Here is a 16,921-nt window from a genome sequence, read left to right on the forward strand (position 1 = left end):
GGGCGTGGCGCGGGCGGGGGGCGGGCCGGGCCGCCACGGGGGTGCGTCGTGGCGGCCGCGGCTGCTATCGCGTCCGGCACGGCTCAGACGAGGCCGTTGGCCGACTTCTTGCGGCGTACGACGTACAGGCCGGTGCCGGCGAGGGCGAGGGCGGCGAGGCCACCCGCGGTCACGTCGGGGGCTGCGAGGGCGCCGCCTCCGGTGTGCATCCCGCCGCTGGGCTTGTCGCCGTAGGAGTCCTTGTCCTCGTCGTCCTTGTCGTCCTTGTCCTCGTCGTCCTTGTCCTCGTCGTCCTTGTCTTCGTCGTCCTTGTCGTAGTCGTCCTTGTCGTGGTCGTCCTTGCCGTAGTCGTCCTTCTTCCAGTCCTTGTCGTGCTCGTCCTTCTTCCAGGACTCCTTGTCGTCCTTGTCCTCGTCCTTGTGGGAGTCCTCGTCGCCGTAGTTCACCAGGGCGAGGTGGCCGCCGCCGGTGTCCATGCCGCCGTTGGGCTTGTCCTCGTCGTCCTTGTCCTCGTCGTCCTTGTCCTCGTCGTCGTCCTTGTCGTCCTTGTCCTCGTCGTCCTTGTCGTGGTCGTCCTTGTCGTGGTCGTCCTTGTCGTAGTCGTGCTTGTCCCAGTGCTTGTCGTGCTTGTCCCCCTTGTCGTGGCCGCCGTAGGAGTCCTTGTCCTCGTCGTCCTTGTCGTCCTTGTCGTCCTTGTCCTCGTCCTTGTCGTCCTTGTCGGAGTCGTCCTTGTCCGAGTCGTCCTTCGAGGAGTCGTCCTTCGAGGAGTCGTCGTGCTGGGTGCTGTAGGAGGAGTCGTCGTGCTCCTGGTCGTCTCCGGTGGCGTAGGCGCCGGTTGCGGCCAGGGCGAGGGCGGCCGACGCCGCCGCGGAGGCCAGAAGCAGGCGAGCAGAGCGCATGAGAGAGTCCTTCCGCCAAGACCGTGCAGCTGGCGCTTCGTCAGCTGGGGAGACACGATCCCGACGTGATCCACCGTCAGTCAGCTGTCCGCCTCCCACCACTCGGGACGCTCACCCGAGTGAACGCCGCGGTCGCGCGATCACCCGGTCCGGGCGCCGAACGGACCCGTCGACCCCGCGATCGCGGTGCGTTTCGTGCCCCTCCGGACATGGCTGTCGCCCAGCAGCCGGCAGGGGCCGCTGAGCGACGGCGATCGGGTGCGGGGCGGAGAAGGGTGCTCCCGCGTGTTCCCGGGGCTCAGTCCAGCGCCAGCACCGTGGCCAGGACCTGCCGCAGCGTGGATTCGGCGTCCTGGCCCGGACCCCGCGTCCGCCAGGCGACGAAGCCGTCGGGCCGGACCAGTACGGCGCCCGAGCTGGTCGTGCCGTGGCACTCCGCCCAGTCCGTGCCGTCCTCGGGGGCGAGCTCGGCGTCGGGCTCGGTCCCGATCCGGTAGGCGACGAGGGGGATGCGCATCCGCTCGGCGAGGCTGATGGCGGCCTTGTGCCAGCCGCCGGGCTCTCCCGCGTCGCTGAGCAGGACCAGGGAGCGCTCGTAGAGGTCGAGGGTGGAGATGCGCCGGCCCTCGTGCCGCAGCCACATGTGGGGTGCGCGGCTGCCGGGCTCCCCGGTCAGCTCGAGCCGTTCGGGGACGGGCGAGGTCGTGGGATCCGCGTCGACGACGGCGCCGTGCGGGTAGCGGTAGCCGAGGGTCACGTTGAGAATGCCGCGCTGAGGGGCGCCCCCGGTGCCGGGCGCCGGGGCGAACCCGGGGTGGCTGTGCTCGACCGAACGGGCGGCCGCACGGGCGCTGGTGGCCTCGGCCACCGGACGGCGCTCCGTGTCGTAGGTGTCCAGCAGCCTGTCCCCCGCCCAGCCGCCGAGGACCGCGGCCAGCTTCCAGGCGAGGTTGTGCGCGTCCTGGATACCGGTGTTGGAGCCGAACGCTCCGGTCGGGGACATCTCGTGGGCGGAGTCGCCGGCCAGGAGGACGCGCCCGGACCGGTACGACCGTGCGACGCGCTGTGCGGCGTGCCAGGCGGCCATGCCGGTGACCCGCACGTCGAGGTCCGGCACCCCGACCGCCCGGCGGATGTGGTCGGTGCAGCGCTCCTCGGTGAAGTCCGCCATCGTCTCCCCCCGCTCGGGGTGCCAGGGGGCGTGGAAGACCCAGTTCTCGTGGTTGTCCACGGGCAGCAGCGCCCCGTCGGCGTCCGGGTTGGTGAGGTAGCAGACGATGAAGCGGCGGTCGCCCACCACGTCGGCGAGCCGACGGGAACGGAAGGTCATGCTGATGTTGTGGAACAGCTCGCCGGGGCCGCTCTGACCGATGCCGAGCCGCTCCCGCACGGGGCTGCGCGGACCGTCGGCGGCCACCAGGTAGTCCGCCCGGACGGTGAGGTGCTCACCCGTCTCCCGGCTCTTGACGACCGCCGTGACACCGGTGGGGTCGCTCTCGAATGACGTCAGTTCGGTGGAGAAGCGGAGGTCGCCGCCGAGCTTCACCGCGTGGTCGAGCAGAACCGGCTCCAGGTCGTTCTGGCTGCACAGGCACCAGGAGCTCGGGCTGAACCGGGCCAGGCCGCCACCCGGGTCGATGTTCCGGAACAGCCACTCGCCCGCGTCCCCGACCAGCGTGGGCGTCTGGAGGATGCCGTGGTTGTCGGCGAGCGTGGCCGCGGCCTCGTGGATCGCGGGTTCGACGCCGGCCACCCGGAAGAGCTCCATCGTGCGGACGTTGTTGCCACGTCCGCGGGGATGGATGGAGGTGCCGGCGTGGCGCTCCACCAGCATGTGGGGCACCCCCAGCCGCCCCAGGAACACCGAGGTCGACAGGCCCACCAAGGATCCGCCGACGATGAGGACCGGGACCTTGAGGATGTGGTCGGTCTGATCGGCTCTTTCGTTCATCACTCGCCTCCAGCGCGTCGTGTTCGCCGATTCGGCCGGAAAAGGCCGGGAATGTCATGCATTCCCCGCGAGGCACCCGCACGGCGGACGGAGACCCAGGCTTCACTCGCTTAACCCGCAGGGGGCCGGACCCGGGAACGGCCGGGCATCCGGTTCGACGGCACTCGGACACGCGCGTCACCGGGGCGGCGTATCCGTACCGGTCCTGCCCGTGGCGCGGTCGGGTGCGCCTTCGGAGACATGGGCGCGTCGGGACGGCCCGCGTGAAGGGGGTGCTCGATACTCCTGGCAGGAGTCACCACCCCACCTCGCTCCTGGCCCTTTTCTCCTTCCAGAGGGCGCACCACGACGCGGCCCGGCCCGGGCACCTCTGCACGCGGATCCGGCGGCGGATCTCCTCTCTGATCCAGCCGGTCCCCCCACGACGGGAAAGGCAACTGAATGTCACGCTTGGCGCGTTCGGCGCTGCGTCGAGTCCGTCCGGGCACGGCCGCGGCCGCCGCCGTCACCGCCGCCCTCGGGCTGTGCCTCCTGCAGCCGACGGCGACGGCCGGGCCGGGAGTCATGGACGACAGAGGCAGACCGGCGGACGTCTCCGTGCTCTCCGGCAGGTGGACGATTCCCTGGGCCATCGGCTTCCTGCCCGACGGCCGGAGGGCGCTGGTGACGGAGCGGCGCACGGCCGCGGTGTGGGTCCAGGGGAGCGACGGATTCAGGCACAAGGCGGGCACGGTGCCCGACACCGTGGTGGTCTCCCCGGCCGGCGGGTCGGGCAGCGGCGGGCTGCTGGGCGTCGCCCCCTCGCCGACGTGGAACGGCACCACGGACAGGGACGTCTTCTTCGTCCACACCGCCGCCAGGGACCTCCGGGTCGCGAAGATGCACTTCGACGGCACCTCGCTCAGCGACTACACCGTCGTACTCGGCGGCATCACCCGGCTGGGGGACCACAACGGCGGCAGGATCGCCTTCGGTCCCGATGGGTACCTGTACGTCACCGTCGGCGACGCCTACCACCCCCGCCTCGCCCAGGACAAGGACTCGCCGAACGGAAAGATCCTGCGCATCACCCGGACCGGTGACGCGGCGCCCGGCAACCCCTTCGGCACCCGCGTCTACAGCCTCGGCCACCGCAACCCGCAGGGCCTCGTCTGGGACGACCGGGGCAGGCTGTGGGAGACCGAGATCGGCGACTCCGCCGCGGACGAGCTCAACCTGATCGAGCCCGGCGGGAACTACGGCTGGCCCCTCTGCGAGGGCCCGTGCTCCAGGGCCGGACTGACGGACCCGAAGAAGGTCTGGAAACCGTCCGAAGGAGGCGTGCCCGCCCAACTCGCCGTCGTGCGCGACGTCCTGTACGTCACGACGTTGCGCGGCCAGCGGCTGTGGGCGCTGCCGATCGACGGCAGCGGCGAGGACGTCGGGACGGCGAGGGCGTACTACAGCGGCGTCTACGGCCGGCTGCGGGCGCTCGCCAAGGTACCCGGCGCCGACGAGCTCTGGCTCGGCACGACCGACGGCGGCGACGAGAGAGACCGCATCCTCAGGATCACCATCAGGTGATCCCCCCCACCGACCCCTCGCGCAGGGGTGAAACCCACCTCCCCGAAAGGAAGGCACGCACATGACCGAAACCATCGAGCAGACCGAGCACACGACCGCCGCCGGCGCGGAGCGCAACGACACGGCCCCCTGGCAGACGCCCGGGTACACGGTCGTCGACACCGCGCTGGAGGTCACCGCCTACTCCCTCGCCACCCGCTAGACCACGGCGATGCTGCTGCAGGTGCTCGGCACCGCGGCCGGGGGCGGCATCCCGCAGTGGAACTGCGCGTGCCCCGGGTGCACCGGGGCACGCGCGTGTCCGGAGCGCCGCCGCCGCCACGCCTCCCTCGCGGTCGCCACGGGCGACGGCCGCTGGTACCTCGTCAACGCCACCCCCGACATCGGCGACCAGATCGAGGCCCACCCGGCGCTCCACCCCGGACCCGGGGCCCGGCAGACGCCGGTCGCCGGAGTGGTCCTCACCGACGCCGAACTCGACCACACCCTGGGCCTCGCGCGCCTGCGCGAGGCGGCCGGCCTGGAGATCCTCGCCACGCCCCCGGTCCGCCGGGCACTGCAGGACCGCCTGCGCCTCGACGAGGTCCTGGGGTCCTACACCGCGCCGACCTGGCGCGACCTGCCCTGCCAGGGCGCCCTGCCGCTGGCCGGCGACGCACCCGGCCCGGCCGGTCCCGGGGTCCGGATCAGCGCCGTCCCCGTGTCCGGCAAACGCCCCCGGTACGCCGCCGACGCCCCCGAGGACGACTCCTGGGTCGTGGCCCTGCGTCTGTACGAGCCGGCCACCGGAAGGTCGGCCGTCTACGCACCCGCCGTGGCCGTCTGGTCCGACGCGCTGCACCGGGCCGCCGCCGAGGCCGACTGCGTCATCGTCGACGGCACCTTCTGGGACGACGAGGAGCCGCGCCGCACCGGGATCTCCTCCCGCACCGCCACCGGCATGGGCCATCTGCCCATCGACGGACCGGGCGGCACCGCGGCCGTCCTCGCCACGTTGTCCGCCCGCTGCCTCTACACACACCTCAACAACACGAACCCCCTCGTCGACCCCACCGCGGCGCAGCACAAGAGGCTGGCCCGACTGGGCATCGAGGTGGCCGACGACGAGATGGTGATCGAGCTGTGACCACGGCACTCGCCGCCCCGGACCGACCCTGGACCCCCGACGAGTTCGAGGCCCGCCTGCGCGCGGTGGCCCAGGAGCGGTACCACGACCGCCACCCCTTCAACCTCCGCATGCACGAGGGCGACCTCACCCCGGCGGAGGTGCGCCGCTGGATCGCCAACCGTTTCCACTACCAGCGGCACATCCCCGTCAAGGACGCGCTGATCACCGCGAAGCTGGACTCCCCGCGACTGCGGCGCATGTGGCTGCGGCGGATCGAGGACCACGACGGGCGCGACGAGGGCGAGGGCGGTATCGAGCGCTGGCTGCGCCTCGGCGAGGCGGCCGGCCTGGACCGCGGGAGCCTGCTGGCGGGGGACTCCGTCCTGCCGGGCGTACGGCTGGCGGTGGAGGGTTACGTCAACTTCTGCCGGCTGCGCCCGCCGCTGGAGGCCGTCGCGGCCTCGCTCACCGAGCTGACCGCTCCCGACCTGATGCGCCTGCGCATCGGGGCCTTCGAACGCCACTACCCCTGGATCGAGGCGTCCGGGCTCGACTACTTCCGAGGCCGTGTCGACCAGGGCCGGCGCGACAGCACCGAGGCGCTCGGACTCGTCCTGAAGTGGGCCCGCACGCGCGAGGAGCAGCAGCGGGCGGTGGCCGCGCTGACCTTCAAGTGCGACGTGCTGTGGGCCCTGCTGGACGCCGTGCAGCAGCCCGGGAGCAGGGGCGGGGACGGGCGCCGGGGGGTGGACAGCCGTCCGTGGCGGGAGAGTGGGGCGGAGGCGGGCAGCCGTCCACGGCGGGACGGCGCGCCGGACGCGGAGAGCCGTGCGTCGCGGAGCGGCGGGCCGGGAGTGGACAGCCGTCCGTGGCGGAACGGCGGGCGTCCGGAGGTCGAGCATCGTCCGTGGCGGGACGGCGGGCCGGGGATGTACGACCGTGCGTCGCGAGACGGCGGCGCGGACATGGACAGCCGTACGTCGAACGGCGGCGGGCCGGGAGTGGACAGCCGTCCGTGGCGGGACGGCGGGCTTCCGGAAGTCGGGGATCGGACCTGGCGGGACGGCGGGCCGGAGGCGGACTGCCGTCCGTCGCGGGAGAGCGGGACGGAGGTGGACAGCCGTCCGTCGCGGGAGAGCGGGACGGAGGTGGACAGCCGTCCGTCGCGGGAGAGTGGGACGGAGGTGGACAGCCGTCCGTGGCGGGCCGGCGGGCCGGCAGTGGAGAGCTGTGCGTCAAGTGGCGGCGGGCCGGGAGTGGACAGCCGTCCGTGGCGCGCCGGCCGGCGGGGGCAGGTGTGATGCCGGCTCCCGCCGGACCGTGGCGTCCCGCCCTCGCCCCCACCCTGGTGCTGCGGCACGACCGTGTGCGGGGCACCGACCTGCTGGTCCTGCCGGAACGCGTGGTCGTCCTCCAGGGACACGCCGGTCAGGTCGTCGGCCTGTGCGACGGGACGCGCACCGTACGCGGGATCGTCGACGAACTCGCCGCACGCCACCCGGGCGCCCCGGTGGCCACCGAGGTCCCCTCCTTCCTCGACCGCCTGCGCCAGGAGGGCTGGCTCACATGACCGTCCCCCCGCCCACAGCGCAAGCCGCGGCCCCGGCACCCCCCTGGGCCCTGCTCGCAGAACTCACCCACGCCTGCCCCCTCCAGTGCCCGTACTGCTCCAACCCCCTGGAACTGGCCCGCCGCTCGGCCGAGCTGACCACGCGGGAGTGGACGGACGTCCTGCGCCAGGCGGCCGAGATGGGCGTCGTCCACACGCACCTCTCCGGCGGCGAGCCGCTGCTGCGCCCCGACCTGGAGGAGATCGTCGCCGCCGCCGAGTCCGCCGGGATCTACACCCAGCTGGTCACCAGCGGCACCGGCCTGGACGAGGCGCGGCTGACCGCACTGCGGGCGGCGGGGCTGCGCAGCGTCCAGCTCTCCGTCCAGCACGCGGAGCCCGGGGCCAACGACCGGATCGCCGGCCGCCCGTCCTCCTTCGCGGCCAAGGAGCGGGCCGCCGCCCTCGTACGCCGGGCCGGGCTGCCCCTCGGCCTCAACGTCGTGCTGCACCGCGACAACCTCGACGCCGTCGGCGGCCTCGTCGACCTGGGCGTCGCCTGGGGTGTGGACCGCATCGAGCTGGCCAACACCCAGTTCTACGGCTGGGGTCTGCTCAACCGCGCAGCCCTGCTGCCCACCCGCGACCAACTGGCACGGGCCCGCGAGACAGTCGAACGCCTGCGGGAACGGCTGGCCGGCCAGGTCGACCTGGTCTGGGTCGTCCCCGACTACTTCGACGGCGTCGCCAAACCCTGCATGGGCGGGTGGGGAGCGGTCTCCCTCACCGTCGCGCCCGACGGCACCGCCCTGCCCTGCCCGGCGGCGGCCTCCCTGCCGGAACTCGACGCGCCCAACGTCCGGGACCGTCCCCTGGCCTGGATCTGGGAGCACTCCCCGGCCTTCAACCGCTTCCGCGGTACCGGCTGGATGACCGGGCCCTGCGGGACCTGCCCCCGCCGGGAGGAGGACTTCGGCGGCTGCCGCTGCCAGGCGTACGCACTCACCGGCGACGCCGCCCGCACCGACCCGGCGTGCGCGCTGGCCCCCGACCACCCCCTCCTGCGCACCCTCACCGACACCGCCGCCGACGGGACACCACCGCCGTACGTCTACCGCCGTCCCGGGCGCGGCCCCGCCCCGAACCCGGATGGTGACCGGAGGGAGCGGGCCGACGTCCGGTAGCCGGGTCGTGGTAATGGCCGTGGTCGCAGTCGGCGTCGGGGTCCCTGCCCGGGCGGGACCCGCTGATCGTCACTCTTCCGGACGTCCTCGGCTTCCTGCCGGGGTGGATCGGGCGCACGGTGGTGGAACCGCCACGGCGGTGAGGCACGCCGGACCGCCGCCCGCAAGCCCGGCAGCCTCCCCGCGGCAGCAACAAGGGCATCCTCTGCGGATCCCCCACGCGACGGAGGACCTTCCCATGACCACTGTCGTTTCGTCACCCCACGTCCTGCGCGTCGAGAAGGGCCGCGCCGGGCCCGAGGAACTCGCGGCGCTCACCGCGGTCCTGCTGGCCCGAGCCGCGGTACCGGCCCCGGACCGGGCCGGACGTGTGAAGGCCGGATGGCGGCGGCTGGAGCGCGAGTCGGTGTTCCGCGCGCCGCACAGCTGGCGTGGCTGACCTCGCGCCGTGACGTGACCCAACCGTCGTATTCGACAAGACCCTCCGGCGCTGAGCGTGCGTCAAATCCCGACCACCGACAGAGCCGCGAGCCGGAGCGGAGCCCCGAAGCAGGCATGACCGGACGTGTCTTCCTCACCGGGTCGGGAAACAGTCCGTCGGCAGGCCGGTGTACGCGGCCGTAGTCGCCGCGGTGGCACAGGCACCGGTGGCCCGGCCGGGCCGGAGGCCGGTGTGCTTGAGTTGGGCGCTGCGACCGCCCCCGGCCTCGCCGGCCATGCCTCACCCTTCGGAAGGGAACCGGACCTCCCGTGCACGTACTGATCCTCGGCGGTACCACCGAGGCCCGTCTCCTCGCCGCCCTCCTGGCGGACGGCGCCCTCCCCGGACTACGGGTGACGAACTCCCTGGCAGGGCGGGTGGCCGCACCCCGTATGCCGCCCGGCGAGGTGCGCGTGGGCGGCTTCGGCGGAGCCGACGGGCTGGCCGCGTGGCTGCGCGGGCACGAGGTGGACGTGCTCGTCGACGCCACGCACCCTTTCGCCGGGACGATCAGTTTCAACGCGGCGCGGGCCGCCGCCACCGCCCGTGTTCCCCTGCTCGCCCTGCGCCGTCCGGGCTGGGTCCCGGGGGAAGGGGACGTCTGGCACGAGGCCGCCTCGCTGGACCGCGCGGCGGAGCTGCTGCCCCGCCTCGGCCGGCGGGTGTTCCTCACCACCGGGCGCATGGGCCTGCCCGCCTTCGCCGACCTTGACGATCTGTGGTTCCTCGTGCGCTCCGTGGACGCGCCCGAGCCGCCGGCCCCGTCCCGCATGGAGGTGGTGCTCGACCGGGGTCCCTTCACCCTCGACGGAGAGCGCGAGCTGCTGCGCCGCCACCGGATCGACGTCGTGGTGACGAAGGACAGCGGGGGAGCGGCCACCGCCCCCAAACTGACCGCCGCCCGGGAGGCCGGGCTTCCCGTCGTGGTGGTGCGCCGGCCCCCGGTACCCGAAGGGGTGCCCGAACTGGCGGAACCGCAGCAGGCGGTCGATTGGATCAGGGAGGCGCTCGGCCGGAGCCTGCCCCCCGGCGCCGGCGGGGAGTCCGGCCCGGGCTTCGCCGCGGGCACACGCCAGGTGTGTTGACCCGCAGCGAGCGACCAGGTGTCGGTGCCGTACTCGTCGGTGGTCGTGCTGCCGGGATACCGGTACCGCGTGCCCGTCCGTCCCGGCCGGCACCGCCACGACACCGCGACGGCCCGTACGGTCGTCAGGGGCGGGTCCGAGGGGTCGCGGGGCCGAGCCCCACCTCGTTGAGCGTGCCGGTCACTCCTCCTCGCTCGCGATCGCGTTGACCGCGGCGGCGGCGATGGCGCTGCCTCCGCGACGGCCCCGGACGACCAGGTGCTCCAGACCGGAGGGGTGCGCGGCCAGGGCGTCCTTGGACTCGGCGGCCCCGACGAAGCCGACGGGCACGCCGATGACGGCGGCGGGCCTGGGTGCGCCCTCGTCGATCATCTCCAGGAGGCGGAAGAGGGCGGTGGGCGCGTTGCCGACCGCGACGACCGAGCCCTCCAGGCGGTCGCGCCACAGCTCCAGCGCGGCGGCGCTGCGGGTGGTGCCGAGCTCGGCCGCGAGGTCGGGGACGGCCGGGTCGGACAGCGTGCACAGCACCTCGTTGCCGGCCGGAAGCCGCTTGCGGGTCACGCCACTGGCCACCATCTGCACGTCGCAGAGGACGGGCGCCCCGGCGCGCAGGGCCTCGCGGGCGCGGGCCACCACGCCGGGCGTGTAGCTCAGGTCCCGTACGAGGTCGACCATCCCGCAGGCGTGGATCATCCGCACCGCGACCTGGCCGACGTCGGCGGGCAGGGCCGCGAGGTCGGCCTCCGCGCGGATGGTGGCGAAGGACTGGCGGTAGATCGCCGCCCCGTCCTTCTCGTAGTCGTAGGAGGTCACGGTGTGCTTCTCGCTGCTCTCGTCGTCGTACGGCTCATGGGGTGCTCGCCGCCGGGGCGGCGGCCGGGTGGGCGGGTTCGCCCGGGGAGGCGTTCCCGGAATGCGTCCTCCGGGCGGGCCCGTCCGGCTGTCGCGCGGGTCCGGGCCGCGTGCGCCCGTGCGCCGGGCGACCCGGCACGACCGGGTCGCCCGGCGCAGGCGCCGAGGCGGAGCCGGGCGGCGGCGGGATCGCGTCGCCGCGGTCCCGTGAGGCCGCTGTGGCCTGGGACGACGGGCGGAGGGGAGCCGTGGACACGGCGGCGAATATACCGACCGTCACACCGGACCGTATCTCCGCACCCTTTTCCTCCGAGGAGGAACGGAGCCACAACTGCCCGCGGCCGCGGCGAGGTACGCGACGGGCCCGCCGGGTGCGGGCCGCGGCCGGGCGACCAGTGCCCCGCTGCCGCCGGTCGAGCGGGCGACGCCGCTCGACCGGCGGCAGCGGTCGCGCATGTCCTGAGAACGTCCGGCGGGCTCACATCCGGGCGTACGGCTGAGGGGACAGCGTCTCGAACGGGAGCCGGACGGTGGTGGCCGTCCCGGTGTCCGCGTTGGACGTGCGCAGGGCGGTCAGTTCCTCCGCCGTCAGCGCGCGCCGCACCAGGCGGAACTCGTCCAGGGAGCCCTTGAGCCGGTCGGCGCCGTCCGGCCTGGCCCCCAGATGGAGACCGAGCACGGCGAAGCCGTCCGGGTACGTCACCGAGCCGGCCGGAGCCGTGGCCTCGCCGGGCGTCCCGCCGTCCACCGACAGACTCAGCTTCCCGCCCGAGCGCTGGAGCACCACATGGTGCCAGGCGCCGTCGCCGAAGGCGTGGGCCGCGCTGCCGTCGCCGGCGTACACGGTGGTGGTGGCCGTGTCGGTCTGCAGCACGGCGGCGAGCCGGTCCTGGCCCGGCTGGGCCCGCAGCCACAGTTGCCGTTCGGCGCCGCCGAGGCCGTACGCCCAGAAGAGGACCTGGTTGGCGCTCGTCTGGCCCGCCGTGTAACGCAGCCAGGTCGCCACGGTGAAGTCACGGGAGCCGAGGGCCTCGTCCGCGCCGTACGGAAGCTCGACGGAGTCGTCCGTGCCGTCCAGGGGGAGCCCCGCGCCGAACCTGCCGGCCCCCGCCGCGGCCGAGGGCCGGGCTCCGCCCCGTACGTAGGCGTGGTTGCAGTGCACCGACGAGTCCGGCGTCGCCGGGCCCGCCGCCGGCCTGGCCACCAGGTGGGCCTCGGTGTTGCCGTTCTCCATGGACCACGACAGGGCGGGCCGGTCGGCCGGGTAACCGCCCACGGAACCGACGGCGGACTGCGCGATCCTCGTCAGCTCGGCCGGCGTGAGCGCGCGCTTGTAGAGCCGGGCCTCGTCCAGGGAGCCGGTGAGCACGTCGAAGTCGCCCGGCTTGGAGCCGATCCTCAGCCCCTGAGGCGTGGTGGCGGAGGTGAGCGCACCGGACAGCCCGGTCGCCTCGGCGGCCGTGGCTCCGTCGACGCTCAGCCGCAGCGTGCCGGCGCTCCGGGTGACCGCCAGCAGATGCCAGGCGCCGTCCCCGAAGGCGGCCGACGGGCCGGTGTCCGTGAGCGCCACCTGCACCGCACCCGCGGGCGTCTCGGCCCAGGCGAGCAGCCGCCGCTGGGACGGCTGCGCCCGCACCCACAGCGAGGGCTCGCCGGAGACCGAGCCGTAGGCCCACAGCAGCGCGGCGTTCGCGTCGGTCTCGGTCAGGGTGTGACGGAACCACAGGGTGTAGGTGAAGTCGCCCGAGCCGACGTCGAGGGTCGGCAGATACGGCACCTCGACACCGGGCCGGGTCGCCGAGACGGAGATCGCGCCCTTGCCGACCCGGCCGGCCACCTCACCGGGCACCCCGCCGAGCAGGGTGCCGTCGGCGCAGTGCCCCGAGACGTCGTCCTCGATGGCGACCGAGGTCAGCGCGGGCACGTCGGCCGTGTCGACCACCTGGAACGGCAGCCGCACACCGAGCGAACCGTCCGCCGAAGGAGCCGCGTTGGCCGTTCGCACCTCGGCGAGCTGGGCATCCGTCAGCGCGCCGCGGTACATGCGGAACTCGTCCAGGACCCCGCCGAAGGGCTCACCGGCCGTGGTGTCGGCCTTGGCCCCGAGCCGGATCCCGTCGACACCGACGGCGCGGTCGGCGCTGACCGACCCGGCCACCCCGGTGGCCTGCGCCGAGGACGTGCCGTCCACCGAGAGCGTGATCCGTCCGCCGCTGCGCACCAGCGTCAGATGGTGCCAGGCGTCGTCGCCGAACGCGGTCGACGGGCCGGGGTCGGTCAGGGCGACGGAGGCGGTGCCGCCGGTGCCCTGCACCCAGGCGTAGAGCCGGTTCTGGCCGGGCTGGGCGCGCACCCACACCTGGGGTCTTGCCGCGCCGTACCCGTAGGCCCACATCAGCGCCCGCTGCTGGGTCTCGCCGGGCTCCGCCTTGTACTTGAAGAACAGCGAGTAGGTGAAGTCCCCGTCGCCCGGGTCGATCCCCGGCGTGTACGGCACGTCGGCGTGCTCGCCGGCGGCGTCGAGGACCAGCCCCTGGCCCCAGCGGCCGGTGCCGAGCGCCGAACCCCCGGCCAGATAGGCGTCGTTGGCGTCGAGCGTGCTGTCCGGAGTGGTGCGGCCCGGGGCCTGTGTGGCCTGCGGGTGCACCTTGCCGGTGAAGGTGCCGGGCACGCCTGCCGCCGCCGGGGTGAAGCGGTTGAAGTAGATGTTCGCCGCGGAGAAGCCGTCGCCGCCCTCGTAGACCAGGCCGATCTCGCCGTCGGTCAGCTCGGCCAGGTCCGAGTAGCCGGCCCGCTTGGCGTTGATCTGTGCGGCGTCGTGCCAGGTGGTGCCACGGTCCGTGGAGTAGCGGATCCGCATGTTCTGGCGGTCCGTCGGGTGAGAGGGCGCGGAGAGGACGAGCGTGTCGCCGGGTGTGGCCCGGTACGTCTGCTCCAGCGCCAGGACCGACGCCTGCACCTCGGGCGTGGTGAGCGAGGGCACGACCTGCTGCGCGGGCACGGTCGCGCCGGAGTCGGTGCTGACGGCGTGCGTACGGTGCCCGGACGAGGCGGCTCCGTTGTTGTTGCGGGCGTTGATGTAGACGTGCCCGTTGTCGAGTTCGGCGACGGTCGGCTCGCCGGGCATCAGCCCGGGCCCGAAGGAGTCGGCCGTGGCGCTCGCGAACCACTCGTCGCCGTCGTCGCTGTACAGCAGCCCGACGAGCTGCGGATCCTGGCCGGCCTGCGTCGGGGACTCGTACGCCCCCACCACCAGCCGGCCCGCCTTGTCGCCGCGCTTGAGCTGGATGCCGTGCGCGGGTCCCGTTCCGAACCAGCCGTCCTGCGGGTTCGCCAGCCGCGGCAGCGGCTTGGGCGCGCCGAAGGTCAGCCCGTCGTCCGTGCTGCGCTGGACCCGCGGCAGCCGTTTGCCGCCCGGCACGGCCGGTTCCGACGTGGAGAGCAGTTGGACGTCGCCGGTGCGCAGGTCGGCCACGGGGGAGGGGTTGCCGCGCGTGTAGGGCGCGTCGGGGTCGGTGTCGCTGCCGGCGAGCACCACGCGGACGGGGCCCCAGGTGCGGCCGCCGTTGGTGGAGCGGCGGACGACGGTGTCGATCGCGCCCCGGTCGGCGCAGGAGGGCGAGCGGCGGGCCTCGGCGAAGGCGAGCAGTGCGCCCGTCTTCGTACGGACGATCGTGGGGATGCGGAAGCAGCCGTATCCGGCGGTTCCGGAGCGGAAGAGGATCTGTTCGGTCCCTGTGAGGCCGTCGGCCGAGGGCTGTGTGCCGCTCGCGGCGGCGGGCGGGGCGACGGCTCCGAGGAGGACGAGGGTCAGGGTGACGAGGGCGGCGCGGAGGCCGCGTACACGTAGCCGGGACAGGGCGGTGCAGACCTTTCTGACGGGGTGCGGAACTGCGGCGGGGCCCCGCGACGAGGCCCCGCGGTGAGGCCCGCGGTGAGGATCCGGCCGTAAGCGGACGGCCGCCCGGCCCTGCCCCGTCCCGTGCCGGCGGGACGGGCGGAAGCGGGGCAGGGCGGGCGGCACCGGAGGCGGGGCGTGGCGGCCGCCGGGCCGCCACGGCCTCCTCTGCGGTGTGGTCACTTGGCCGTCGGGGCGGGCAGCCTGCTGCCCTGGAAGTCCGGCGCGTCGGCCTCGGCGCGCATCACGCTCAGCGAAGAGGTCTGCTGGACCTGGTAGATACGGGTCTGGTTGTCGGAGGTGCGGAAGGTGTAGGCCCAGGTCGGACCGGTGGGGTTGGTGTAGGTGAAGGCGGTGGGCTCGGTGGCCGAGGCTTCGAAGCTCACCTGCTGCCAGGCGCGCCAGGCACCGCTGCCCTGGCTGGTCTCGCCGGTGTTGTGGACGTAGCCGTCGGTGCCGCGGACGACGATCTCGGTGAGGCCGGTCAGCGGGGAGATGACGGCGCTGGGGGAGCCCTGCGCGGTGATCCCGGCGACGGACTGCCAGGTCCCGTACGCGCCGCCCTCGACGGACTGGGCGGTGGTGACCACGTTGCCGTTCGCGTCCGTGGCGAAGACGCGCATGCGGTAGCCGGGGTAGACGACGACGGACGGCGTGCCGGCGACGGCCTGGGCGCCCATGGCGGTCCACGCCGAGAGCGTGCCCCCCTCCTTGAAGAGGGCGGTGGAGAGGGTGCCGTCGGCCTTCCTGCCGAAGAGCTGGATGCCGTCGCGCACGGTCACGGCGGTGAGGGGGCCGGTGAAGCCGGTGCCGGACAGCGGCATCCAGCCCATGAAGTCGACGTTGGCGCGCTGCTGGATGCGGTACCAGGGCTTGCCGTTCGCGTCGAGGGCGAACTGGGTCATCAGCCCGCTGGGTGTCTCGCCGGTGACGGCGTGGTGCCGCATGGCGCCCGCCAGGTCGATCCAGTTGCCCCAGTCGGCGGCGCTCTTGGCGGTCTGGTTGCGCTGCCAGACGCTGCCGGAGGTGTTGTGGGCGGTGACGACGACGCGGCCGTCGGTGTGCTCGGCGAGCGAGGGCCGGCCGGTGAAGGCCTCCTGGCCGGAGATCACCGTCCACTGGGCGCCGTTGATGTCGGCGGGATCGGTGCGGCCGTGGACCAGGCGGCCGATGTTGTCGGTGTAGGCGAGCTCCAGCTTGCCGTCGGCCGCCTGCATCACGGAGTTGGGGGTGTACGACTCCAGCGGCACCGGCGTGGCCGCGGGCGTGTGGTTGACGTTGAGCTTGCAGATGTCGGGCCCCGCCGAGACCGAGACGAAGCCGGCCCAGCCGGACGCCTCCACCTGCTTGTTGTAGACGGGCCAGTCGCGGATGTCCTCGTCGAAGCGGTAGTACGCGACCGCGCCGCTGCCCTTGACGCGGAACAGCGTGTCCCCGCCGTACGACGGCATGAACTTGGTGTCGCTCCAGTCCGCGGCGGACTCCAGCACATGGCGCTCGATCCAGCGCTGGCTGGTGTAGTCGTAGCGCGAGCGGTAGAGCCTGCCGTCGGTCGCGTCACGGCCGTAGAGGACGCCGCGGTCGCCCGCGTAGACGGCGTCGTAGTTCCAGCCCATGTCGACGATCTTGCCACTGCCCTCGACGAACTCGTCGGCGCTCGCGTCGTAGCGGTACCAGCGCAGGTCGTTGGTGGCGCCGGAGAGCGTCCATATGTAGCCGCCGCGGTCGATGGTGATGTCGTCGATCCGGTCGGCGGCCCTGAACTGGGTGAAGTTGGAGCTGATCTTCCGGTGGTGGACGTCCCAGGTGCTGCTGGAGCTGACCCGGTGGCTGTAGTACAGCCCGTCCGACTTGATGCCGTAGAAGGTCGCCCCGGGGCCCGCGAACATGTGGCCGTAGCCGGTCCAGGTCGTGTCGATGGTGGTGCCGGCCGGCAGGGCGTTGCCGGCCGCGGGGTCCGGCATGTCGGTTCTGTTCAGCTTGCCGGCGGAGTCCAGGGTGTACGTGGCCCCGCCGGATCCGCAGGTCAGCGACACGGCAGCCGCTGCCGGCGCGGAGGGCAGGACGCCGGTGAGCGGAAGCGCGGTCGCCAGGGCCGTGGCCAGAGCAGTGGCGGAGAAGAGTGCGCGACGTGAAATCCGGTTCATGGCGTGGACGTTAGGCGTCCGACGGTGAACGCTGCCGTTTCAGCGGGGTGAACAAAGGTCGCTGATAGGAATCTTGAAGGTGAACGACGAAAAGAACCGGCCGCTTTCGGTGGCCAGTTGACGGAAAATCACCTGCGGGTACCGGAATGCGGGGACGCCGTACCGGTCACCCGCCCTCGCGGGGCGGACGGGAGTCGCGAGGCA

12 protein-coding genes and 2 pseudogenes are annotated in these 16,921 nt (G+C 73.4%); 8 read left to right on the forward strand and 6 right to left on the reverse strand.

The features are described from left to right. Positions 1-83: 83 nt before the first annotated feature. On the reverse strand, positions 84-899 hold the full coding sequence (locus tag ACIHAR_RS17895) for a hypothetical protein (protein WP_400020279.1): 816 nt from the start codon (positions 897-899) through the stop codon (positions 84-86). A gap of 298 nt (positions 900-1,197) precedes the next feature. Further along, positions 1,198-2,850, reverse strand: coding sequence for an FAD-dependent monooxygenase (locus tag ACIHAR_RS17900; RefSeq protein WP_365471990.1), 1,653 nt, complete (start codon positions 2,848-2,850; stop codon positions 1,198-1,200). Between the two features lie 441 nt (positions 2,851-3,291). Here ACIHAR_RS17900 and ACIHAR_RS17905 point away from each other — a divergent pair, with 441 nt between their 5' ends. From ACIHAR_RS17905 to ACIHAR_RS17935, 7 genes and pseudogenes are all read left to right on the forward strand, one after another. After that, complete coding sequence (locus ACIHAR_RS17905; protein ID WP_400020281.1) at positions 3,292-4,413, forward strand: PQQ-dependent sugar dehydrogenase; 1,122 nt, start codon at positions 3,292-3,294, stop codon at positions 4,411-4,413. Positions 4,414-4,474: 61 nt separating this feature from the next. Then, positions 4,475-4,615, forward strand: a complete 141-nt coding sequence (pqqA, locus tag ACIHAR_RS17910; RefSeq protein ID WP_365471984.1) for a pyrroloquinoline quinone precursor peptide PqqA — start codon at positions 4,475-4,477, stop codon at positions 4,613-4,615. Positions 4,616-4,624: 9 nt separating this feature from the next. Beyond that, complete coding sequence (pqqB, locus tag ACIHAR_RS17915) at positions 4,625-5,539, forward strand: pyrroloquinoline quinone biosynthesis protein PqqB (protein WP_365471981.1); 915 nt, start codon at positions 4,625-4,627, stop codon at positions 5,537-5,539. Beyond that, positions 5,536-6,258: pseudogene (gene pqqC / locus ACIHAR_RS17920) on the forward strand (pyrroloquinoline-quinone synthase PqqC); the annotation flags it as partial. The gene pqqB and the pseudogene pqqC, both read left to right, overlap by 4 nt. 563 nt (positions 6,259-6,821) lie before the next feature. Further along, entirely contained in the window at positions 6,822-7,091 is a 270-nt protein-coding gene (pqqD, locus tag ACIHAR_RS17925) for a pyrroloquinoline quinone biosynthesis peptide chaperone PqqD (protein WP_400020284.1), read from the forward strand. Further along, entirely contained in the window at positions 7,088-8,254 is a 1,167-nt protein-coding gene (gene pqqE / locus ACIHAR_RS17930; RefSeq protein ID WP_400020286.1) for a pyrroloquinoline quinone biosynthesis protein PqqE, read from the forward strand. Before pqqD ends, pqqE begins: the two co-directional genes overlap by 4 nt. Before the next feature lie 238 nt (positions 8,255-8,492). Next, positions 8,493-8,693, forward strand: coding sequence for an acyl-CoA carboxylase epsilon subunit (locus ACIHAR_RS17935; RefSeq protein WP_400020288.1), 201 nt, complete (start codon positions 8,493-8,495; stop codon positions 8,691-8,693). Between the two features lie 126 nt (positions 8,694-8,819). On the opposite strand, the pseudogene ACIHAR_RS17940 reads toward ACIHAR_RS17935, so the two are convergent. After that, a pseudogene (locus tag ACIHAR_RS17940) lies at positions 8,820-8,972 on the reverse strand (cobalt-precorrin-5B (C(1))-methyltransferase); the annotation flags it as partial. Between the two features lie 32 nt (positions 8,973-9,004). On the opposite strand from ACIHAR_RS17940, the gene ACIHAR_RS17945 reads away from it, so the two are divergent. Continuing rightward, positions 9,005-9,820 carry a cobalt-precorrin-6A reductase gene (locus tag ACIHAR_RS17945; RefSeq protein WP_365471971.1) on the forward strand — a complete coding sequence of 272 codons (816 nt, stop codon included), beginning with the start codon at positions 9,005-9,007 and terminating at the stop codon, positions 9,818-9,820. 180 nt (positions 9,821-10,000) lie between these two features. On the opposite strand, the gene ACIHAR_RS17950 is transcribed toward ACIHAR_RS17945, so the two are convergent. From ACIHAR_RS17950 to ACIHAR_RS17960, 3 genes are all read right to left on the reverse strand, one after another. Then, positions 10,001-10,633: a precorrin-8X methylmutase gene (locus ACIHAR_RS17950; RefSeq protein ID WP_365471968.1), complete on the reverse strand. Its 633-nt coding sequence runs from the start codon at positions 10,631-10,633 to the stop codon at positions 10,001-10,003. A 517-nt stretch (positions 10,634-11,150) separates the two neighbouring features. Further along, positions 11,151-14,753 (reverse strand): LamG-like jellyroll fold domain-containing protein, encoded by a 3,603-nt coding sequence (locus tag ACIHAR_RS17955; RefSeq protein ID WP_400020291.1) that lies wholly within the window; start codon positions 14,751-14,753, stop codon positions 11,151-11,153. After that, on the reverse strand, positions 14,750-16,717 hold the full coding sequence (locus tag ACIHAR_RS17960) for a tachylectin-related carbohydrate-binding protein (protein ID WP_365471962.1): 1,968 nt from the start codon (positions 16,715-16,717) through the stop codon (positions 14,750-14,752). Before ACIHAR_RS17960 ends, ACIHAR_RS17955 begins: the two co-directional genes overlap by 4 nt. Positions 16,718-16,921 lie beyond the last annotated feature (204 nt).

The sequence above is a fragment of the Streptomyces sp. NPDC052016 genome (assembly GCF_044548445.1).
Classification (GTDB): Bacteria; Actinomycetota; Actinomycetes; order Streptomycetales; family Streptomycetaceae; genus Streptomyces.